The sequence below is a fragment of the Aristaeella hokkaidonensis genome (assembly GCF_018128945.1).
GTDB classification, from domain to species: domain Bacteria; phylum Bacillota; class Clostridia; order Christensenellales; family Aristaeellaceae; genus Aristaeella; species Aristaeella hokkaidonensis.
This window is the reverse complement of the sequence record NZ_CP068393.1, coordinates 1,636,803-1,658,360: the sequence shown is the minus strand read 5'-3', so window position 1 is coordinate 1,658,360 and position 21,558 is coordinate 1,636,803. Positions and strand designations below refer to the sequence as shown.

Annotated in this window: 22 protein-coding genes and 2 tRNA genes; 11 read left to right on the top strand and 13 right to left on the bottom strand. The window is 48.4% G+C overall.

The genetic code is table 11. The annotated features are described in order from the left end of the window. Positions 1-111 precede the first annotated feature (111 nt). The 5 genes from JYE49_RS07590 (at position 112) to JYE49_RS07570 (ending at position 4,408) form a co-directional block, all read left to right on the top strand. A complete protein-coding gene (locus JYE49_RS07590) occupies positions 112-579 on the top strand; it encodes an S-ribosylhomocysteine lyase (protein WP_093958214.1) in 468 nt (155 codons plus the stop codon). Between the two features lie 62 nt (positions 580-641). Further along, positions 642-1,889: a glucuronyl esterase domain-containing protein gene (locus JYE49_RS07585; protein ID WP_093958213.1), complete on the top strand. Its 1,248-nt coding sequence runs from the start codon at positions 642-644 to the stop codon at positions 1,887-1,889. A gap of 30 nt (positions 1,890-1,919) precedes the next feature. Further along, on the top strand, positions 1,920-2,882 hold the full coding sequence (locus JYE49_RS07580) for a D-2-hydroxyacid dehydrogenase (protein ID WP_093958212.1): 963 nt from the start codon (positions 1,920-1,922) through the stop codon (positions 2,880-2,882). A gap of 23 nt (positions 2,883-2,905) precedes the next feature. Then, a complete protein-coding gene (locus tag JYE49_RS07575) occupies positions 2,906-3,496 on the top strand; it encodes a carbohydrate-binding family 9-like protein (protein ID WP_179217424.1) in 591 nt (196 codons plus the stop codon). Positions 3,497-3,529: 33 nt separating this feature from the next. After that, the gene (locus JYE49_RS07570) at positions 3,530-4,408 is read left to right on the top strand and encodes an HAD family hydrolase (protein ID WP_283399458.1); all 879 of its coding nucleotides are present in this window, start codon (positions 3,530-3,532) and stop codon (positions 4,406-4,408) included. Between the two features lie 25 nt (positions 4,409-4,433). On the opposite strand, the gene JYE49_RS07565 is transcribed toward JYE49_RS07570, so the two are convergent. The 7 genes from JYE49_RS07565 to JYE49_RS07535 all read right to left on the bottom strand — a co-directional run bounded on the left by JYE49_RS07565 (position 4,434) and on the right by JYE49_RS07535 (position 10,599). Then, on the bottom strand, positions 4,434-4,595 hold the full coding sequence (locus tag JYE49_RS07565) for an NAD-dependent epimerase/dehydratase family protein (RefSeq protein WP_430384039.1): 162 nt from the start codon (positions 4,593-4,595) through the stop codon (positions 4,434-4,436). A gap of 100 nt (positions 4,596-4,695) precedes the next feature. Next, positions 4,696-5,655 (bottom strand): stealth family protein, encoded by a 960-nt coding sequence (locus JYE49_RS07560; RefSeq protein ID WP_093958210.1) that lies wholly within the window; start codon positions 5,653-5,655, stop codon positions 4,696-4,698. Continuing rightward, a complete protein-coding gene (locus tag JYE49_RS07555) occupies positions 5,610-5,795 on the bottom strand; it encodes an NAD-dependent epimerase/dehydratase family protein (RefSeq protein ID WP_143754542.1) in 186 nt (61 codons plus the stop codon). Before JYE49_RS07555 ends, JYE49_RS07560 begins: the two co-directional genes overlap by 46 nt. 59 nt (positions 5,796-5,854) lie before the next feature. Then, positions 5,855-6,877 carry a stealth family protein gene (locus JYE49_RS07550; RefSeq protein ID WP_179217423.1) on the bottom strand — a complete coding sequence of 341 codons (1,023 nt, stop codon included), beginning with the start codon at positions 6,875-6,877 and terminating at the stop codon, positions 5,855-5,857. Positions 6,878-7,087: 210 nt separating this feature from the next. After that, complete coding sequence (locus JYE49_RS07545) at positions 7,088-8,617, bottom strand: polysaccharide biosynthesis C-terminal domain-containing protein (RefSeq protein WP_093958208.1); 1,530 nt, start codon at positions 8,615-8,617, stop codon at positions 7,088-7,090. Between the two features lie 64 nt (positions 8,618-8,681). After that, positions 8,682-9,827 carry a glycosyltransferase family 4 protein gene (locus JYE49_RS07540; protein WP_093958207.1) on the bottom strand — a complete coding sequence of 382 codons (1,146 nt, stop codon included), beginning with the start codon at positions 9,825-9,827 and terminating at the stop codon, positions 8,682-8,684. Between the two features lie 46 nt (positions 9,828-9,873). After that, the gene (locus JYE49_RS07535) at positions 9,874-10,599 is read right to left on the bottom strand and encodes a glycosyltransferase family 4 protein (RefSeq protein ID WP_283399456.1); all 726 of its coding nucleotides are present in this window, start codon (positions 10,597-10,599) and stop codon (positions 9,874-9,876) included. Between the two features lie 27 nt (positions 10,600-10,626). Here JYE49_RS07535 and JYE49_RS07530 point away from each other — a divergent pair, with 27 nt between their 5' ends. Next, the gene (locus JYE49_RS07530; protein ID WP_283399455.1) at positions 10,627-10,878 is read left to right on the top strand and encodes a hypothetical protein; all 252 of its coding nucleotides are present in this window, start codon (positions 10,627-10,629) and stop codon (positions 10,876-10,878) included. 150 nt (positions 10,879-11,028) lie between these two features. Here JYE49_RS07530 and JYE49_RS07525 read toward each other — a convergent pair whose 3' ends face one another. The 6 genes from JYE49_RS07525 to JYE49_RS07500 form a co-directional block, all read right to left on the bottom strand. Then, the gene (locus JYE49_RS07525; protein ID WP_093958205.1) at positions 11,029-12,012 is read right to left on the bottom strand and encodes a glycosyltransferase family 2 protein; all 984 of its coding nucleotides are present in this window, start codon (positions 12,010-12,012) and stop codon (positions 11,029-11,031) included. 82 nt (positions 12,013-12,094) lie between these two features. Further along, positions 12,095-14,377 carry a hypothetical protein gene (locus tag JYE49_RS07520; protein WP_143754541.1) on the bottom strand — a complete coding sequence of 761 codons (2,283 nt, stop codon included), beginning with the start codon at positions 14,375-14,377 and terminating at the stop codon, positions 12,095-12,097. Positions 14,378-14,397: 20 nt separating this feature from the next. Continuing rightward, complete coding sequence (locus JYE49_RS07515) at positions 14,398-14,580, bottom strand: hypothetical protein (RefSeq protein WP_430384038.1); 183 nt, start codon at positions 14,578-14,580, stop codon at positions 14,398-14,400. A 26-nt stretch (positions 14,581-14,606) separates the two neighbouring features. Beyond that, positions 14,607-14,756: a hypothetical protein gene (locus tag JYE49_RS15215; RefSeq protein ID WP_179217422.1), complete on the bottom strand. Its 150-nt coding sequence runs from the start codon at positions 14,754-14,756 to the stop codon at positions 14,607-14,609. Between the two features lie 402 nt (positions 14,757-15,158). Then, positions 15,159-15,247 (bottom strand) — tRNA-Ser (locus tag JYE49_RS07505). A gap of 10 nt (positions 15,248-15,257) precedes the next feature. Further along, positions 15,258-15,346: transfer RNA gene (locus JYE49_RS07500), tRNA-Ser, on the bottom strand. A 111-nt stretch (positions 15,347-15,457) separates the two neighbouring features. On the opposite strand from JYE49_RS07500, the gene JYE49_RS07495 reads away from it, so the two are divergent. The 5 genes from JYE49_RS07495 to JYE49_RS07475 all read left to right on the top strand — a co-directional run bounded on the left by JYE49_RS07495 (position 15,458) and on the right by JYE49_RS07475 (position 21,513). Next, positions 15,458-16,393 carry a phosphatase PAP2 family protein gene (locus tag JYE49_RS07495; RefSeq protein WP_304583320.1) on the top strand — a complete coding sequence of 312 codons (936 nt, stop codon included), beginning with the start codon at positions 15,458-15,460 and terminating at the stop codon, positions 16,391-16,393. A gap of 73 nt (positions 16,394-16,466) precedes the next feature. Beyond that, positions 16,467-17,363 carry an RluA family pseudouridine synthase gene (locus JYE49_RS07490; protein WP_093958201.1) on the top strand — a complete coding sequence of 299 codons (897 nt, stop codon included), beginning with the start codon at positions 16,467-16,469 and terminating at the stop codon, positions 17,361-17,363. A 124-nt stretch (positions 17,364-17,487) separates the two neighbouring features. After that, positions 17,488-19,122 carry a class I adenylate-forming enzyme family protein gene (locus JYE49_RS07485; RefSeq protein WP_093958200.1) on the top strand — a complete coding sequence of 545 codons (1,635 nt, stop codon included), beginning with the start codon at positions 17,488-17,490 and terminating at the stop codon, positions 19,120-19,122. A gap of 64 nt (positions 19,123-19,186) precedes the next feature. Beyond that, on the top strand, positions 19,187-20,944 hold the full coding sequence (gene iorA / locus JYE49_RS07480) for an indolepyruvate ferredoxin oxidoreductase subunit alpha (protein WP_093958199.1): 1,758 nt from the start codon (positions 19,187-19,189) through the stop codon (positions 20,942-20,944). After that, positions 20,941-21,513, top strand: a complete 573-nt coding sequence (locus tag JYE49_RS07475; RefSeq protein ID WP_093958198.1) for an indolepyruvate oxidoreductase subunit beta — start codon at positions 20,941-20,943, stop codon at positions 21,511-21,513. Before iorA ends, JYE49_RS07475 begins: the two co-directional genes overlap by 4 nt. The last annotated feature ends 45 nt before the right edge of the window (positions 21,514-21,558 follow it).

Sequence of the window (21,558 nt, the reverse complement as noted above, 5' to 3'; positions counted from 1 at the left end):
GGATGTTTTATACAGGAATCAACCGAAGAAAAAGCGAAATATATATAATTGTATGTTGCCGGCAGACATATTTCCGGAAGAGAATCACCGGCAGAGATGGAGAGTAACAAAATGGAAAAAATCGCAAGCTTCCAGGTAAACCACCTGAACCTGTTGCCGGGCCTTTACCTGTCCCGGACGGACAGCCGGGAACAATGCACGGCTTCCACATTTGACCTGCGGGTGACCGCACCAAACCGTGAACCGGTGATGGATACCCCGGCCATTCATACAATAGAGCATCTTGGAGCAACATTCCTCCGCAACAGCAGCAGGAAAAACGAAGTGATTTATTTCGGACCCATGGGATGCAGAACCGGGTTTTACCTGGTAGTTTTCGGGGAACAAAGCGCGGAGGACGTTTATCCGCTGGTCCTGGAAATGTGCGACTTTATCCTCGGCTTTGAGGGGGAAATTCCCGGAGCGCGGCCGGAAGAATGCGGAAACTGGTCTGAGCAGAACCTGAACATGGCGAAATACTATATCAGGAGATACCGTGAAGATCTGACAACCTACAGGCGGCTGTCCTATCCCGGATAAACAGGAATACTGAAGTTGACAAACAAAAAGGCGGAACCATCTGTATCCGCAGGGAGCATGAAATGAAGAGTGTTACCCAGCTGCCGGAGATCGGGAACCTTCCCGATCTTCTGCGCTTTGAAAACGGAGAAGCAGTACAGACGCCCTGGGACTGGAAACGCAGGAGAACAGAGCTGATCAGCCTGTACTCGGAATATGTGTACGGATACATGCCGGATAAAGCAAAGGAAACTGTGGAATGGCAGCTGCGGGAAGACTCGGAAACAGGCGGAAAACTGCTGACAATCACGATTTCCGCGGAGGGACGCAGCGCGTCCTTTTCCGTACTGGCAGGGCTCCCGGCAGGCACAGCGCCGGAAGACGGTTCACCTTTTTATATCGAGTACTGGCCATGGCACTATCAGAACTGGTTTACGAAGGAATGGGTGACCGGTTTTTCGGACAACTGCCGGTATGCCATGGAAAGAGGATATGCCTGTTTCCAGTATGACTGCTCCCAGGTGTCCGCAGACAACGAGACACGGACCGGCGCATTTTTTACCCTGTATCCATACGCGGAAGAAGATCCCGCACAGCAGCGGGGTGTGCTGCTGGCATGGGCGTGGGGTGTGAGCAAGATTATTGACGCCCTGGAAGCCGGGGCAGGCAAAGAACTGGGGATCAACCCGGAACTTTCACTGGTTGGAGGCGTATCCCGGTACGGGAAAAGCGCAGCGGTGGCCGGCGCCTGGGACGAGCGGATCCGCGTGACGATTCCGTCCTGTTCAGGGGCGGGAGGCGTTGCAGTGTTCCGGACGGACAATCATGGAAAGACCTATGATCTTACAAGCCTGGGCGGACCGGCAGAATGGGAGAACGAATCAGTGAATGAACCGTTTTCCAATCTGCAGGGAGGAGAAGGATACTGGTTCTGCGGCAACTTCACAAGGCTCCTGTCAGCCCGGACGCTGCCGGTGGATCAGCATATGCTGTGCGCACTGGCGGCGGGAAAGAACCGCCATATGATCATTGTGACCGGCATTGTTTCAGAAGGATGGAACAATACAGAAGGACAGTGCCTGGCCTATGCCGCGTCCCAGCCGGTTTGGGATCTGCTGGACTGCGGTGAACAGAACAACATGATCATTCACCTGGACGGACATGCGATCCTGCATTCAGATATGCAGGTAATCCTGGACTACTGCGACGCCTGCCTGCGGGGAATCCGGACAGACAGTTTCGGAAACCTCACGGATGGTATGCGGGGGAACCTGTTCCTGCAATATAACCGGGACAGGCTGGATCCGTTTTTCGGTCCGTATCTTAAGTAAACAAGAAAAAACACCGAAGAGGAGAAACTTATGAGCAGAAAAATGGCGGTTTATGAGCCATTTCTGAAACCGAAACACAAGGAAACGATCCGCACAGCAGCTGTGCAGCACGGCTTTGAGGTCAGGCTTGTGGATGAGCCGGAGAAAGATAAGGATTATCTGATGGAGTGCGAAGTGATTTTCGGCCAGCTGCCGGAGATCGCACGCGCATCTTCCACCCTGAAATGGATCTGTACACCGTTTGCGGGGGTTGACCAGTTCCTGAAGCCGGGTTCCTTCGCCAATCCGGACGCGATGCTGTCCAATTCCTCCGGCGCATACGGCGTGACGATTTCGGAGCATACCATTATGATGCTGCTGGACATCCTGCGCCGGCAGCCGGAATACAGGCAGATTGTGGCCCGGCATGAATGGAGACGGGACCTGCTGGTCCGCTCCATCAAGGACGCCCGGGTTACCCTGCTTGGTACGGGAGATATCGGACTGGAAACAGCCAGGAGACTAAAAGCGTTTCTGCCGGCATGTGTGATTGGCGTAAACAGGAGCGGCAGGAATCCTGACAACTGTTTTGACAGGATCCTGACACAGGATCAGTGGGAAGAAGTGCTGCCGGAAACGGATGTGCTGATTATTTCCCTGCCCGGAACAAAGGAAGCGTACCATATGGTGGGTGAAAAGCAGCTTGGGCAGCTGCCGGACGGCGCGGTGATTATCAATGTAGGACGCGGCACCGTAATCGACCAGGAGGCACTGATCAGAGAACTGAAGAACGGACGGCTGTATGCCGGACTGGACGTGTTTGAAAAAGAACCGCTGGAAGAAAACGATCCGGTATGGGAACTGCCGAACCTGCTTATTACGCCGCATACAGCCGGAAATATGACGCTGGAGCATACGGTGAACAGGATTGTTGAGATGTTTGTGGAGGACCTGGGCAGATACTGCGCCGGGGAAACCCCCGGACACCTGGTAGACAGGCAAAGAGGCTATTAAAATATCCGGAGGATAAACGGAACGTGAACGACCGATATGTGATTATACGGGATGAACAGGATACCGGCACAGGCAGGGAACTGTATCTTGACCAGATCCTGTGGGAACCGGACTGCGGCATCCGGGCAGGCGGAAGCGTTCGCCACGACGGGGAGAACCTGCTGGTACATCTATGGGCAAAAGAAAAAGATATCCGCGCGGAATACACCGCGCCGCTTTCGCCTGTACATGAGGACAGCTGCCTGGAGTTCTTCTTTATGCCGGAGGGAGAAGAGCGTTACCTGAACTTTGAAATCAATCCCAACGGATGCCTTCACATCGGCTTCGGCAGGAACAGAAACGACAGGGAACGGATTGTGCCGGACAATCCGGAAAAGCTGTTCAGTATCCGGACTGCACGGACGGCGGAGGGCTGGGAAACGAAATACCGGATTCCGGACGCATTCCTCCGGAAGTACTATCCGGGTTTCGCTTTTTCCGGCATCCTGAAGGCAAACGTCTACAAATGCGGGGACAAGACGGTTCATCCTCACTATCTGGCCTGGCAGCCGGTAGGTACCCCCACGCCGGATTATCACAGGCCGGAATACTTCGGTGAAATGGTATTCGGCTGACGGAAGAGCTGAGAGAGAATCAGGCGGGTGAATATGATGCGATATGAAAGAAAAGAAAAAGAGCAGCTGCCGGTACTGGCAATCTGCTATGACTTTGATAAGACCCTGACGCCGGACGATATGCAGGCACAGGGCTATATCCAGTCTGTGGGCTATGACGTGGACCGTTTCTGGGAAGAAACCAACATCCTGGCCCATGAGCAGCAGATGGATTCCAACCTGGCCTATATGTACAAGATGGTGAAGGAAGCAGAGGGCAACCTGATCCTGAACCGTAAAGCCCTGATGGAATACGGGGCAAAGGTGAAGGTATTCCCCGGTGTGGAGGAATGGTTTGAACGCATCCGGGAATACGGCAGAGAGCACGGTGTGCTGGTGGAACACTATATCATTTCCTCCGGGCTGAAAGAAATGATTGAAGGGACAGAAATGGCAAAGCAGGGCGCGTTTGAACGAATCTATGCCAGCTCCTTCTGCTACAACGACCGGGGCGTGGCCATCTGGCCGGCGCAGGCGGTCAACTATACCAACAAGACACAGTTCCTTTTCCGGATAGAAAAAGGAACCCTGGACGTCAACGATCCCGCGGTGAATGATTATTATCCGCGGGACCTGATCAGGATTCCTTTCCGCAATATGGTTTATATCGGGGACAGCGATACCGACATCCCCTGCATGAAACTGGTGAATTCCTATGGCGGGCATGCCATCGGAGTCTATGATCCCTCTACCGGCAATATGGAGAAAGTGAAGAAGATGATCCGGGAGAACAGGATTCGCTACTATTCACCGGCGGATTACACCGAGGGATGCGCACTGGATACGCTGGTGAAGAAAATCATTATGAGAACCGCGGCCAACGAGGCGCTGGAAGCGGAACACATGGCCTGTGAACAGGAAACAGAACAGTGATTAAATGAAACGTACAGAGGCTCCGTTACATCATGACGAATGAATTCAAAATACGGATTGCCAACAGGTGGCGGATGTTCTCTTTGCTGCCCGTGAACAAGTTATCCACACAAATCACATCATTGCCATCCCGAATCGGCCTGTCGCACAAATGAGAACCAAGAAAGCCCGTGTCGTCAGTTACCAGAATACGTGTTTTCCATACAGGTTATTTCCTCCCTGCACTTTCTTTTGCTCCATGATACTTTTCTCATATTACGGGAAATATAGTAAACAAAAGGAATGTGTCATTTTTCAAAGGACGATTTTTCCGGAAACAGTGTTTCCATGAAGTTCTTATATTTGATGATATCTTCTTCCGTTGTATTCTCACTGTCGTTTATACACGCACAAACAGGATGCTTCATATACAACCGTTTGAACAATGAAATATGGAATAGTTCATGCGTTGTCGTGAAAAACCCGTCAAGATAGCGGGATGGAAAGAGATACATCCTGCAATAATCGAAGAAATGTTTAACAAATGAAGTCCAGTCATGTGTAATTAATTCACACGCTTCATTGGATAAAAAGTAATAATGAAAGATTACCCTTTGGAGATCATTTGTTTTTCTTACGCGGTTATGAAAAAACGCATTAAATTCTTTTTGAAATTCCTGAACACAGTTTTTCATGCCCGTTTTCGTATATACGTCAATGTTATGCCAAGGGACAAGATCAAACTCTTTTCCATAATAGTCAAACAGCACTTTCCGGGAATTTATGATCGCTTTAAAATAATAACTATTGGGTCCGATGTGTTGTCTCCGCATCCGCACAAGGGGCTTTCCGTCTTTCACGAAAAAATCTGGCGTAACATCATTGCAAAAGAGCATGTCGTCATTCGCATAAAGAAAGATCTCTGAAAGGTTTGGTATGCGCCAGAGATGGGCTTCGATCACGTTGCTGTTGTAGCATGGAAGAATATCCGATGGCATAATCTCCTCGTTTTGAACGATGTGGAGCTTGGGATGATCGGTATTCAGCCAGTCCGGCATGGAAGAGTCGGTCACAATATAGATGTTATTGATCCATGGCGCATATTTTTCGACAGAGCGCAGGGAATACATCAATTCTTTGTTGTCCCTGATCCTGCAGACGCCATTGATTTGATCTTTCGCATACTGGCTTCGCTTTGCTAGAAATTCCTCATCATTGCCGTTTACATAGAGATATACCAAATCAATGGGATGATCGTAGGTTGACATCTTCTTTTTCTCCTTTTTCTTTCGTGCCTTTGCTTTTCTTTTCTGATAATTAACAATGAATTGCCGACCTGAATCAGCCTATCGAACAAATGAGAACCAAGAAAGCCCGTGCCGCCAATTACGAGAATATGTGTTTTCATCTTTGCTCCATGATATTCTGCCCCTTATTACGGGAAATATAATAAACACATGATTTGTGTCATTTTTCAAAGGAGGATTTTTCCGGAAACAATTTTTCCATGAGTTCCTTATATTCCTTTAGATCCACTTCCGTCGTATCCTCACTGTCGTTTATACACGCACAAAAAGGATGCTTGAAAAATAGCTTTTTATATAGCGGAGACCTTATCAATTCTCTACATACATAACGAGGACCTTTGAACAATAGTTGCTTAAATTGTGGGGACTTAAACAAATCATGTGTCGTTGAATTAAAACCATCGAGATATTTGGCAGGGGAAAATAGCATTCTGCCATAATCAAACAGTCTTTTAATGTGGGACGATTGGTCGTGTGTCACTAACAGGCATGCTTCAGTGAATATCAAATAATACTGAAAAAGAACCCTATGAATATCATTATCTTTTCTTATATGATTGTGAGAACAGGCTTCAAGTTCTTTCCTGAATTCCTTTGCGCACGCATCTATCCCCGTTTTCGTATAAACATCAATATTATGCCATGGAACAAGTGCGTATTCTTTTCTATAATGGTCAAATAACGTTTTTTTTGAATTCAAAATGATCCTTTTATAATTGTTAGTGGGAGCAATATCATTTTTCACCATCCGAACAATGGGTTTGCTGTCTTTTACAAAAAAATCCGGCGACACATGATTTCCGAAAAACATATCATCATTTGCATAAAGGAAAATTTCCGACAATCCCGGAATTCTGTGGAGATAGCACTCGATCACGGAACTGTTAAAGCAAGGCAGACTATCCGTCGGCAAAATGATTTCATGGCCGACAACATGAAGCTTCGGGTGATCCGTGTTCAGCCAAGCCGGCATGGATGAATTGGAAACGATGTAGATATTCCTGATCCACGGCGCGTATTTTTCCACGGATCGCAGGGAATACATCAATTCTTTGTTATCCCTGAACCTGCAGACGCTGTTGTTCTGATCCATCGCGTATTGGTTTCGTTTGGCAATCCACGCCTCATCGCTGCTGTTTACATAGAGGTATACCAAATCAATGGGAAGATCGTAGGTTGACATTTTGTTTCGTCGAGTAGACAGTCTCGACATTCCTTTCCTATATTTATTCATTTGCGTGAAAGGCTTGTCTACTGCCCCTCATAGAACCGTACGTGCGGCTCTCACATTCCACCATCCACGCTTAAACCCTGCCTCGCGGCTCGGGCTTCAAGGCTGTGTTCCGGCTGTCCGCTACGGCTTTTACCGGGGAGGGACTTACCCTCTCCTGCCTTACACGCACCGTATTGGCGCACTTCCTTCATGCTTTTGTTTTCTCTTTATTAAGTATTGAAAAATGAACTGCAGTTCTTTTCTAAAAAAGAGGACGCTTAAAACGAGATACAGCACGCCTAAAATGCCCGCGTAGGCAGCCGCATGCAGAAGCCACGGAAGAAGAGAGTATTCATTCAGCGGCAAACCGAAATAACATACTGAAACGCCGATTCCCGTCGCCGCCAGAAATAGCAGCAGTTTGCGGTAAAAGAACCACTGCTTTCTTCCTGGAATGATTTTGGTAGTAAAATAAATATGGAATACCATCCTGTAACTCATTGCCACGCACGTGCCGATAGCGACGCCGATCAGCCCCAGGTGCTTTATCAACGCAATGGAAACAGCGATATTGAGAAACGCTTCCATGAAAGCCGGCACGGTGAGTTTTTTGAATTGATTCGCCGAATAGGCAAGGGTACAATGCGGAGATTTTAAGAGATAGATCGCTTCCGCCAGCACAAGCAGGAAACCGAACAAGGGCTGATAATAATCCGCATCGGTAACCCCTTTTGTATAGAGCATTACGAACGGTGTAATCAGCAGGCCGCCCATAGTAAACAGGAAAAACACCAGGAAAAACACGATATACTCATATAAATCCATTTTCTGATGTAACGCTTTCATATCCCCCCTTGCATAAATCTGGCCGATGGCTGGGTCTATCCCGGATACCAGAGATTGAATGAGCGTTTTTAATCCGTTGCTTGCCACCAGCGCGTACACACTGTACACAGAAACCGTAGGCAGGCCGGTGAAAACCGTCAAAACAGCGACGTCCGTCCCATTATGGATGAACGCAGCCAGATTGATCGCAAATCCGTTCCAGCGATCCTTCAATAAATTGCGATCTGGCTTGGCTTTCCAGTCTATTGCATAGTATTTTTTCGCATAATAATCAAAAATCAAAGGTTGTATGGTGTACAATAAACCGTTTATCAGATAAATCAGATGAATGCTGGGATAAATCTTTATGGACACATAGACCAGCGCCACGTTTAACAGGGTGATCGCGCTTTGGAGCAGGAACACGATATAGCCTTTTTTATCTGCCTTGAAGAGTGTCTGATACGTAATAGAAAACATATATTGCATCAAAAGCGCGATAGACAGAATGACGGTGAGCGACCCGGCAAACAAGAAATCCAATCCCGACGCGAGCGGATAGATGACTGCCAGACAAAGGGAATAAACAATAAAGATAGTGCCGATGCCGCGATAAAATCTTTTCGCGGCGGATATTACGCTGCTGAGGCGATCATGATCCGCATCCACCAGAGGCTTGTACAGATTTGCGGATACGACGGCTGTCACGCCGCCTTCGATCAACGCGATATACTTCAAAAATTGACTGATGGAAGCTACGAGGCCGTTCATCGTGGAGCCAAAATAATGCAAAACGATTCTGGGAATGATAAATCCGCTGATTACAAGGCACACCCGAAACAACAGACTTGACAGCATATTTAAAAGCGTTACTTTGCTTCTCATTGTCTTCTTGCTTTCTTACATAAAAATGTAATATTTTCATGTGTAATTTGTGTTATAAATCATCTTATTGCTCAATGCATGACAAGAAAAAGGAATGATACTCCTCGGCAATTTTTCGATAATGAAAAGTATACCGCAGCTTTTCGCTCGTCTGTTCCAGCGCTTTTTCAGTCGGAGGATCATCCAGGCAATCCATGATTGCCTTTGCCAATGCTTCTGGATTTTGAAGATCGTCGTAATATTGCGCAAATCCAAAGGTAACCTCGCGATTGACTGGAATATCGGAAACAAGCGCAGGTATTTTTTTAATCATGGCTTCCACAGCTGTCATGCCAAATCCCTCAAAAAGTGAAGGATTGACATAGAGTGCTGTTTGCGAAAGAATTTCATCGATTTTCTCATCGCTGATGAATCCGGTAAAATGCACGACCCGCTCAAGACCATGTTGTTCAACGTACTCCTTCAGGTATTGTACCCGTGGCGGTATATTTCCAATCAGCACAAGCTGATAAGGTATTTTTTCCTTGATGATTTCAAACGCTTTTATTAAAGTAATAGTATTCTTATGGCTGTACTGGCAGTTAATTGCGCAGATATATTTTTTAGCATTATTTTCTTTGGGATGATACGAATCTGTTATAATCGGGTTGTAAATCATTTTCACTTTCTTGGCGTATTGCGGATAGAATGATGTGATTTCCTGCTTGTCAAAATTTGAAATGGCAATGATGGCGTCTGCGTGTTTAAAATCAAATGCATATATTATTTTATATATAAAATATTTGTAATACGGTACTTTTTCTGCCCCCAATACACGATGGGTTATATCCCTAATGTCGTGTGGAATCATGACGGTTTTTGTCGGTAGTTTAAAAAGTCCATTGATGTATCGAATGTGAAACAGAACCTGAATATGATCCTCTTTGATGATTTTTCGTAACTTCAATGTGTTGATATACATCGTTTGAAGCATATGAAGCGCATTGTCTCCAAGCCTTCTTTTGCTTTTCAAAACCCGGTATTGAGCATCCGGCGCCAAATGACGCAGTGTCTTCACAGAATAATCCCAACAAATGACCTCATATTGATCCGCCGTGCCGTTATCTTGCAGTCCTTTCAGTAAATTCAGCGCGACCTGATCCTTTCCACCATCGTGTTTTGGACTTAAGTAAATCAAATTGATGGCTTTATTCACTGCTTCTTCCTCCATACAAACACCTTATTGCCTGAAAAACAATCTATTCACGCTGTATACGTTACATCAATGAATCAATAATTTCCGTCATCCTGTCCCAGGAAAAACGGTATGCTTCTTTCCGGATATTTTCTGTGAACTCGGCTTCCTTGTTTTCTTCAAAGAACCGGATCACGGCGTCTGCCAGTTCCTTCTCGTTTTCCGGCTCCACCAGATAACCGGTTTTTCCATCCGTAACCACGTCCGGCAGCCCGCCCACATTGGTGGATATAACAGGCCTTTCAAAACCGAATGCCATTTGAATGACCCCGCTTTGGGTAGCGCTGATATACGGAAGAACAACAAGATCGGAAGCAAAGAAGTAGTTTTCCACTTCGCTGTCTGGCATATAGCCTTTCTGTACACAGATATGGTCTGAAACCCCTGTTTCCTGAATCAGCTGCATATACGCTGCCTGATCTTCTCCAAAATCTCCCGCAATAAGCAGTTCCACATCCTTATGGCGGCTGACCACGCGGGGTATGGCCTGAATCAAATATTTCAGGCCTTTGTATTCCCGCACAAAGCCAAAGAATAAAAGGATTTTTTTATCCGCGGACAGACCTAGTTTTTCCCGCGCCTCCAGCTTTGTCAATTCGTGGAAACGGAAAGCGTTGTAAGTCGGGTGGACAGTGCGTTGGCAGATTGGATTCCTGATGATCGTTTTCAAATCATCCTCATCCATTTTTGACTGCACAATGAACGCGTCGCCTTTTTTTAATGTGCGCTGGGCAAGTAGACGATCCATCGGAAAACGCTCATGCGGAAACACATTATGGCAAACAAATATTTTTTTTGCTTTGATCATGCGGCACAGCACTTGATAGCAGGGAGCAAAGTATGGATGCCACCACTGGATAATCACCGCAGCGGGTTTCAGGCGGTTGATCCTGTTTGCGGTACAGAACCAATTGAAAGGATGGGCGGTATTGATCAAAAACTGAGCTTTATCAATCTTAAATGTGTCATTGGAGTAATCCTTCTGTTCCTTATGAAACAAAATTCTGGGATACTGCATTTTGTATGACACAAGCTCCACCTCGTATTTTTTCGCCAACGCCCGATACATTTGCCCTGTGTAGTGGGAAATCCCGCCTTTGTAAGGATATACGGGGCCGATCAAAACGATCTTTTCTTTCGCCATACTTTCACCTTCGCCATGGAATAACTATGTTCATTAGGAAATCTTCCTGTTCGGTTCCTCTTCTTCCTCGATTTTTGCTGCAGCATAATCCGCCTTCCTGGCGTGATACTGCACATCCTCCAAGATTTTACGTTCGGCGGCGATGGTATCGCTGAGGATTCCCACCACGTAGGTCATAAAGCCCATCATAAGCAAGGTGCTGGCCAGGATCAGGGATTGGATATGACCGGCAGAATGTCCCTGGAACAGGAACACCAGAAAGCGGATACCCAGGATCACGCCGAGGCCAAAGGGAATGGAGCCCAGGACTGTGAAGAACGTCAATGGCTTATACAGCACATAAGCCCGCAGGATAGTAAGCATGGATTTTTTTACATAGCCCAGCATACTGTTGAACAGACGGCTGGGCCGCAGTTCGCCGTTGGTGTGGATAGGCACGGAGGTCATGGGGATACGCTCGCGGCCAGCCTGCACGATGGTCTCCAGGGTATAGGTATATTCGTTGGTCACGTTCAGACGCAGGGCCGCCTCCCGGCTGAAAGCGCGGAAGCCGCTGGGAGCGTCTGGAATGTCCGACTTGGACACGCGGCGTACCACCCATGAGCCGAAGTGCTGCAATTTCTTTTTTAGGGGCGAAAAATGTTCCGTATGGTCAATGGGCCGCTCGCCGATGACGATGTCGCTCTTTCCTTCCAGAATGGGCCGAACGATGGTTTCGATATCGTCTCCGCAATACTGGTTGTCTGCGTCGGTATTCACGATGATGTCCGCCCCGTTGCGCAGGCAGGCATCCAGGCCCGCCATGAAGCCCTTGGCCAGGCCCCGGTTCTTGGTGAAGTTCACCACATAATGCACGCCCAAGCGCCTGGCCACTTTCACGGTGTCGTCGCAGCTACCATCGTTAACGATGAGATATTCAATTGTGTCAATGCCGTCAATGTGCCTGGGCAGGTCGTTCAGGGCAATTTCCAGGGTTTCCGCTTCGTTGTAGCAGGGAATTTGGATGATGAGTTTCATATGAGATACGTCCTTTACATTTTTTGTGCTGCCTTATTTATTGTACATAGGATACTTTGGTGCGAGTTTGCTGCATTGTTTTTTACTGATCGCTTATTGTTTCAAATGAATAGGTAAAGTTTTTTATCCATCCAGTCAGACCTTCACCCAAGGATAATAACGTATCAGGTGAGTTATACATTGTTGTGAAAGGATAAGTAGTACTTATCACTTTAACTCCGTCAATTTCAAGGATACCTTTCCCTCGATTAAATTGATAATACACATGGTGGTCATTTCCATCGTTAATCAGACTGTTGTCAAACCATGAGGAAAAAGAATTCACGCCATCATTCGTAATACCAATAAAACTCATTTTTTCCTTCAAGCCGAATATGATGCTCATTTCATTCTGCCAATAAACATATTTATTTAAAACGTCCGCCTTCCCAAATGAAGCCTGGTCTTGCACACATAGATCCATTTCAAACGAAAAACAGGTGAAAGGAGCGGAAGTATTGGTTTGCAAGGATATAGATCCATTCCCGGTAAAACCAATTCTATCCTCATATATATTGATATTTGTATAATCAATGACGCCTTCCAGGTTGTTTTTTTTCAGGAGATCTGTCTCCGTTTTATTGCTTCTCCAAGCTTTTACATAGGAAGAACTGCCCCATATTTTATATTCATCGAGATAGTGCCCTGAAATCAACTGTGAATCGTGCGTTGTTAATACAATGTCATTATCGCCCAATGATGATAAGATATTCTTATCAGTAAAACATATAATTGGTTTTTCAATCAGTAAAAACTGCATGTGCTCGATGATATATTCATCATCAGGCACATAGTAATATATTTTTTCAATCGACTGATCCTGCTGTATCTGCTTGGCGAGTTTTTCTTCATTTGCGCATCCTTCAACAGACCAGGAGTACGTACTATTGAGGGACGTAAATGCCATATATACGAATAAAGCGCTCAATATACAAGCTACCACGCAGGCTTTAGATTTGTTCTTTCCCTTTTCTGAAAGAGAATACAAATTGGCGTTTAGTATCGCATAAATACACAGGACGAAAATATTGATCAATAACAGAACGAACAAAAGTTCACGCCTTTCCAGGAAAAGGGAAATACCCGGGCAATTGACGCTTATATGCCCATCTGAATTCTGCGGGGGCAGTATGTATATTGTAAAAAATATGGATGCAACTGACGAAAAAACAGAGAATAGAATCTGTAAAAAATTCAATTTCTCACGCTTAACAAGTCCTATGTAAAGTTCATACGCAATTAAAACACTAATGGTGAAGTCATGATATCGTCCATATGTCAGAAAATCACTTCTACCAGAAAAATTTAATAAAAAGGCAGCTGATATTGCTTCCATCGCAAATAAATTGAAAAGCAAATATAGTCCCAATATTGTAATAATACGTATTTTTCCAGCTTTTTTTTCAGTATAAGTATTCTTTACAACTCGTATGGCAGCAACGAAAATAATCGAAAACGATGCTAACCCGGAATACGCCGTTTTTCCTAAGAATCCAATAAAGAATTTCACGACGCCCTCCGCCGTAAATAATTCTTTTATCTTTCCAATTTGGCCAGAGAGTTGATTTTTACTTGGATTATTTAAATGTATTGCTGCCTGATACAATTTTGTAAGGACATAGTAGGAAGCAGCCAATAGAATTGCTGACAAAACAAAAGCGGCCAATGCACGATAGTTTTTCCTTTTTAAGTTGAGCGAAATAAAGAAGAGAACCAATACGGGAACGAGCGCAATTGTTCTTTTATGTGCTGCAAGTAAAATAGCAATAATTATAAGAAGTAAAATGGCATAGGCCACTTTCTGTTTTTTTATATACGCAATAAATGACATTGTTAATAATGTATAAAGAAAAAGAATAAAAGTCTCTGCCATTGTAAATTGTGTATACACAAGATTGCCAGAATAAAGGGTACTGACTAAGGCGATGAACATCGCTTGGATCGGTTGGCACTTTGTATTTTTTAAAGTACGATAAATCAAAGTATATATACATGCCAACATGAAAATATTAGCACCAATTGCAATCTGGTACTTTAATGTTTGAGATACTCCGAGTTTCAATATCGGCGCCAGGATAATTCCGTAACCATAACCAAAATAACCATTATATGACGCGACACTTTTCCAATCAATTCCGACAAAGGTTGCTCCGGCTGTCCAATACCCAAATTCATCGCCCACGATTCGCAGGGATGTGTTCTTTGCCATATTGTACATGCCAAGGTACACGATCACAGTAAGTCCTATTATCATCGCTATCGCTGATTGATAACGAGTGAAAAAGTCTCGAAAATAAACCGTTTTTTCTTTCTCTGTACTCTTCATGATAAACAGACTCTCTTTCCTCATTTTACAGTTTGCGGTTCACTTGCGTTACAGATGAGCCATATCTCCCTTTTTCTCAGCTTTTCCAGCACTGTTTTGATTCCTTCCGTGTTTTTTCCATTACAGACCAGCAAAATATCCTCTGTATCAATCACGATCAAACCTTCCAACCTCGTTGCTGCGATCGTTTTTCTCCCGAGCATCAACGAATGACAGGTATTTATGGTAATCACATTTCCCTGCCCATTGTCCCGCAAGAGATGGTAACCAGCGGCAGACCATGATACATGCTTTCGCCATAGCGTAGTAGCACCGCCGTCATGCGGCACAGTCTGTACAACTCGTTTAGCTGTCCATCCGACGCAGCTCTTTCGATCACAATGCCGTTCTTCCCATTCAATTCTATTGCTTTATTTGGCATTTTGCTGCCGGCGATATGAAGCTGGATGTCCGGTGTTATTTTTCGTAGCTTCGGCATGATTTCGAAAACGAGCCATTGAACCGCTTACAAATTGGGTCTGTGGGCAAAGCCGCCCACGAAGAACAAAGCCTCTTTCCATTCAAAACGATACGGTTCATCCGGCACGTCGTCAAAGATGTACTCTCATGGATTGAAACTCAGCCGGCAGGATGCAGGCTTATATTCAGAACCTGTATTTTTTTATTTATGGGCTTCATTTTCGCATGAAAGTGGAGTCCATTTTTTTGCACGTTGGGGTGCGGTTGGGTAATTGAGGCATAGTAAAACCCTAGGAACATTTTTTTTCCTAGGGTTTAAAAGCGGAGAAGCCGGGATTTGAACCCGGGCGACCCTCAACGGATCCTACTCCCTTAGCAGGGGAGCCCCTTCGGCCACTTGGGTACTTCTCCATGTCAAGGCTGGCGGAGCGAGAGGGATTCGAACCCCCGGTACCTTTCGGTATCACTGGTTTTCAAGACCAGCGCCTTCAACCGCTCGGCCATCGCTCCAGAGCTAACCAGCCCGATTATATTACCATGAGAGGTGTGCCTCGTCAAGGGCTTTTTGTTGCGGTAAATAAGCAAATCAGATATAATATTACGGATCGGAGTTGAGACAACATGGGCAATGTTTTCTATTTTGACTGGGAAGTAGACCTGATTGAGTGGCTGCAGAAAACCATCGGATCAGCCGGGCAGGCGATAGCCAAAGCGGTAACGTTTATCGGCGGGGAAACCGTGATGCTGCTGGTGCTGCTGGTCGTTTTGTTTTGCTACAAAAAAGAATCGGGAAAACGCTGCGGCTTTACGATGGTAGCGGCCAGCATGTGGTTTCCGATGATCAAAAACATTGTGCTGCGGATCAGGCCGTACATGGCGCATCCTGAACGCATTGAAGCCCTGACGGTTGTCCAGGAGGACGCAGATCCCCTGGATATTATCCAGCAGGGATATTCATTTCCCAGCGGCCACAGCGCGAATGCGGTGGCAATGTACGGAAGTATTGCCCGGGAAATCCGGAAAAAGTGGATGTGGTGGCTGGCGGTGATTGTGCCGCTGCTGATCGGCGTGAGCCGTTTTGATGTCGGAGTGCATTACCCCACGGACGTGCTGGCTGGATGGCTGGTGGGCCTGGCAGCACTTGGATTCAGCATGCTGCTGGAAAAGAAAGTGAAGAAGGAATGGGTTCGCAGCCTGATCCTGCTGACGGTGACCATGCCCGGAATCTTCTGGTGTACAAGCCGGGATTATTTCACTTCCCTGGGACTGCTGATCGGCATGGTAACGGTTTTCCCCTATGAAAAGAAGTATATCAACTTCCAGGATACGAAGAATGTATGGGCGATGATCCTGCGGGTGGCCGGTGCCTTTGCGGTATACGCGGCGATGAACACCGTGCTGAAGCTGCCTTTTGACAAGGAATGGCTGAACAGCGGAACGCTGGGAGCAAACCTGATCCGTTCCGCGCGATATGCCATTATGCTGTTTGTGCTTCTGGGAGTATATCCGAGAGTATTTCCGGCCTACGAAAAAATCGGAAGGAAAAACAATTCATAATTCATTATTATGCTGTCCTCGAACAGTGCGGATTATTCAGTACGCATAGGGAAACAAAGTGAGGAGCGGGGGAATGGAGTACCGGGTCGGACCGGAAGAAACCGGAAGAAAGGTTCGCGATATCCTGAGGCGATCCATGGGTGTAAGCTATTCTGCGATGAAGAGCGCCAAATGGAACGGCCGGATCCGGATGAACGGAGAACCGGTTCGCGCGGACGCGAAAGTGGCGGAAGGCGATCTGATCAGCATAGAATGGGAAGAGGATGTTCCGGTTTATCAGCTGAATCCGTTTGAGCTGCCGCTGGAGATTCCCTATGAGGATGAACATCTGATGGTTGTGGCGAAACCAGGAGGGATTGCCAGCCAGAGCAGCCGGAACCATCCGGATGATTCGCTTGAAAACGCAGTATATTCCTATTTCGGGTGCCCGGAAAACTTTGTATACCGCCCGGTAAACCGGCTGGACAAAGGGACAGGCGGGCTGATGGTTGTTGCCAAGACACCGCATACGCAGCATCTCCTGCAGCGGGAACTGCATACACCGGCATTCAGGAGACGCTATCTGGCGTTGACAGACGGAATGCCGGCTGAAAAGGAAGGCATTCTGGACTTCCCGATTGACAAGGTGCTGGGTGCGACCATCAAGCGGATGATCAGTCCTGACGGGAAACCCTCCAGGACCCGATACAGGGTGCTGAAGGAACAGGGTAAAGGTGCGCTGATCCTGCTGGAACTGGAAACAGGCAGAACACATCAGATCCGGGTGCACCTGAGCCATATCGGATGCCCGGTGAGGGGCGATTTCCTTTACGGGCAGGAGCAGCCGGCAGAGTTTCCGGGCTGCTTTGCCCTGCACAGCGCCATGGTGGAACTGCGGCACCCGATTACAGGAGAGATCATCCGCCTGACCAGTCTTCCGGAATGGGCGGACAGGATGGAACCTTCTGTTCTTTTCATGGACTTTAATTGACATTTCATAATTCATAATTCATAATTCACAATTACAGGATTCTCATTCTCATGAATATGGCGGACGCCCGTTTTTTGAGGATGAGATTTCAGTATGTGCAAAAAGACAAGGGGATTTAACACTTATGACCATTATTGAATTGTTGGAAAGAAATGCCAGAGAATGGCCTGACGATACCGCACTGGTTGAGATTAACCCCGATCAGCCTGAAACCAGACGGGTTACCTGGCACGATTTTGAACTGGTGGAACCCAGCGCAAAACAGAAGCACTACCGCCGGGAAATTACCTGGGCGGTTTTTGATGAAAAGGCCAACCGGGTGGCCAATATGCTCCGGAGCCACGGCATCGGCAAGGGCAAGAAGGTTGCCATCCTGATGATGAACTGCATTGACTGGCTTCCGATCTACTTCGGTATCCTGAAGACCGGCGCGGTGGTGGTTCCCATGAACTTCCGCTATGCATCCAATGAAATTGAGTACTGCCTGAACCTGTCCGAAAGCAATATGCTCATTTTCGGACCGGAATTCATCGGCCGTATTGAAGAAATAGCAGACAAGATTCCCCATGTGGCACTGGTGTTTGAAGGCCCCGGCTGCCCGAGCTTTGCGGATGACCTGATGGAACTGATCAACGAGAGCAGTTCCAGCTTCCCGAAGTGCGACCTGACAGAGGATGACGACGCTGCGATCTACTTCTCTTCCGGCACCACCGGCTTTCCGAAGGCGATCCTGCATAAGCATCGCAGCCTGATCCATTCCGCACGGGTGGAGCAGGCCCATCACGGTCAGACGAAGAATGACTGTTTCCTGTGCATTCCGCCGCTGTATCACACCGGCGCGAAGATGCACTGGTTCGGCAGCCTGATCTCCGGCGGCAAAGCAGTGATCCTGAAGGGTACCCGCCCCCAGACAATCTTGGAGGCAGTCAGCAGCGAACAGTGCACAATTGTGTGGCTGCTGGTTCCGTGGGCACAGGACGTGCTGACGGCGCTGGACAGCGGAGAACTGAAACTGTCTGACTATAAACTGGATCAGTGGCGGCTGATGCATATCGGCGCGCAGCCGGTGCCCCAGAGCCTGATCCACCGCTGGCTGGAATATTTCCCGAACCATCAGTATGACACCAACTACGGCCTGAGCGAGTCCATCGGTCCCGGCGCGGTACACCTGGGCATTGAGAACGTCCGCAAGGTCGGTGCAATCGGCATTCCCGGATACGGCTGGGAGACGAAGATTATCCGTCCGGACGGCACGGAAGTGGCACCGGGTGAAGTCGGTGAACTGTGCCTGAAAGGACCTGGCGTAATGGTCTGCTACTACAACAACCCCCAGGCAACGGCTGAGACGCTGAAAGACGGCTGGCTGCTGACGGGCGATATGGCGCGGCAGGATGAAGAAGGCTTCATCTACCTGGTGGACCGGAAAAAGGACGTGGTTATCACCGGCGGTGAGAACCTGTATCCTGTTGAAATTGAGAACTTTATGGCGGCCTATCCGCCGATCAAGGACGTGGCCGTGATCGGTCTCCCGGACGCACGCCTGGGCGAAATTGCCGCGGCGATTGTGGAACTGGTGCCGGGCAGTACCGCCACGGTGGAAGATATCCAGGAGTTCTGCCTGGGCATGCCGCGGTATAAGCGGCCGAGGAAGATCATCCTGGCTCCCGTGCCGCGGAACGCGACAGGGAAGATTGAAAAGCCCAAGCTTCGCCGGATGTACGGCGGAGAAGGGCTGGTTGATTCTCAGAACCGCAGTTAAGCGATTCAGAGAATCAACAATGAAGAATGAAAAATGAAGAATTAATGGTTGAGGATGGCATGTCATGAAGAAACTGTTAATTGGTAATGAAGCAGTGGCCTGGGGCCTTTACAACGGCGGAATCGGCCTGGTGAGCAGTTATCCGGGTACTCCGAGTACGGAGATCACGGAATTCCTTGCCAAGCATGATGATATCCACAGCGAGTGGGCGCCGAATGAGAAAGTGGCTATGGAAGCGGCTTTCGGTGCGAGCCTGGCGGGGATGCGGAGCGTCTGCGCCATGAAGCACGTGGGACTGAACGTGGCGGCTGATCCGCTGTTCACGCTGAGCTATACGGGCGTGACCGGCGGTATGGTGGTGTGCGTGGCGGACGATCCGGCGATGCATTCCAGCCAGAACGAGCAGGATTCCCGGCATTATGCCATTGCGGCGAAGGTGCCGATGCTGGAGCCTTCCGATTCCGCGGAAGCTTATGCATTTGCCCGTTCCGCTTTTGAACTGAGCGAAAAATATGACACGCCGGTACTGCTCCGGATGTGCACGCGCATCGCTCACAGCCAGTGCGTGGTGGACATCGGCGAGCGGGAAGAAGTGCCGCTGAAGGAATATGTGAAGCAGCCTTCCAAGTATATTATGATGCCCGGCTATGCCAAGCAGCGCCATCCCATTGTGGAAGAACGGACAGAGAAGCTGAAGGCGCTGGCGGAAGACTGTATGTATAACAAGGTCGAGCTGGCGGACAACCGCGAGATCGGCATTATCACTTCCGGCTGCAGCTATCTGTATGTGAAGGAAGTCTTCGGTGACGACGTGAGCGTGCTGAAGATCGGCATGCCCAATCCGCTGCCGGAGAAGATGATCCGGGACTTTGCGGCACAGGTGAAGAAGCTTTATGTGATTGAAGAGCTGGATCCGGTGATCGAAAACCATGTGAAGGCACTGGGCATTGCCGTAACCGGCAAGAGCCTGTTCTCCGCCATCGGCGAGTTCAGCCAGAAGACGATCCGCGAAGCTTTCCTGAAGGAAGGCTATCCGGTGAAGGATATTCCGGAAGCCCAGGGAGACGCTCCCGCGGTTCCCGGCCGCCCGCCGATGATGTGCTCCGGCTGCCCGCACCGCGGCATGTATTACACGCTGGTGAAGAACCATATCACCGTGCTGGGTGATATCGGCTGCTATACGCTGGGTGCGGTTGCACCGCTGAACGCGCTGGATTCCACCCTGTGCATGGGTGCCAGCATTTCCGGCATTCACGGATTCAACGCTGCCCGCGGCAAGGAAACGGAAAAGAAGACCGTGGCCGTGATCGGCGACAGTACCTTCATGCACAGCGGTATGACCGGACTGGTGAACATCGCATACAACGCGACCAATTCCACCGTGATTATCCTGGATAACTCCATCACCGGCATGACCGGACACCAGCAGAACCCCACAACCGGATACAACATCAAGGGTGATCCGGCGGCAAAGGTGAACCTGGAAGCCCTGTGCAAAGCACTGGGCATCAACCGGGTGCGGGTTGTGGATCCCTATGACCTGAAGGCCTGCGAAGAAGCAGTGCTGGAAGAACTGGCTGTAGAGGAACCGAGCGTGATTATCTCCCGCCGGCCCTGCGTACTGCTGAAATATGTGAAGCCGAAAACACCGCTGCAGGTGGATATGGATAAGTGCCGGGGATGCAAGAAGTGCATGAAGATGGGCTGCCCGTCCATCAGCTTTAAGGAAGGCAAAGCCCGGATTGACAAGACACTTTGTGTAGGCTGCGGCGTGTGCGAACAGCTGTGTGCCTTCGGCGCGATCGGAGGTAAAAACGAATGAGAACAATGAGTGTAATGATCGTAGGCGTCGGCGGACAGGGAAGCCTGCTGGCCTCCAGACTGCTGGGAACCCTGCTGACGGATGAAGGCTATGATGTAAAGGTCAGCGAGGTGCACGGCATGAGCCAGCGCGGCGGCAGCGTCGTAACCTATGTGCGGTTTGGCGAGAAGGTGTACAGCCCCATCGTAACCGAAGGCGAGTGCGACTATATCATCAGCTTTGAAAAACTGGAAGCTGCCCGTTATGCGGGATGCCTGCGCAAGGGCGGCAAGATAATCGTGAACACCCAGGAAATTGATCCGATGCCGGTGATCACCGGAGCTGCGGAATATCCGGCGGGCGTACTGGAAGAACTGAAGGCCAAGGGATTCGATATTGATGACTTTGACGCGCTGACACCCGCGGTGGAGGCAGGAAGCTCCAAGGCGGTCAATATCGTTCTGATGGGCCATTTCGCGAAGTGCACGGAAATCCCGAAGGAAAAGTGGCTGGCGGCTCTTGAAAAGGTCATCAACCCGAAGTTCCTGGAAATGAACAAAACCGCTTTTGAGCGCGGCTACGGCGCATAAGAAAAGAAGAAAACCGGCGAAGCAGGATGAAAGCTTCGCCGGTTT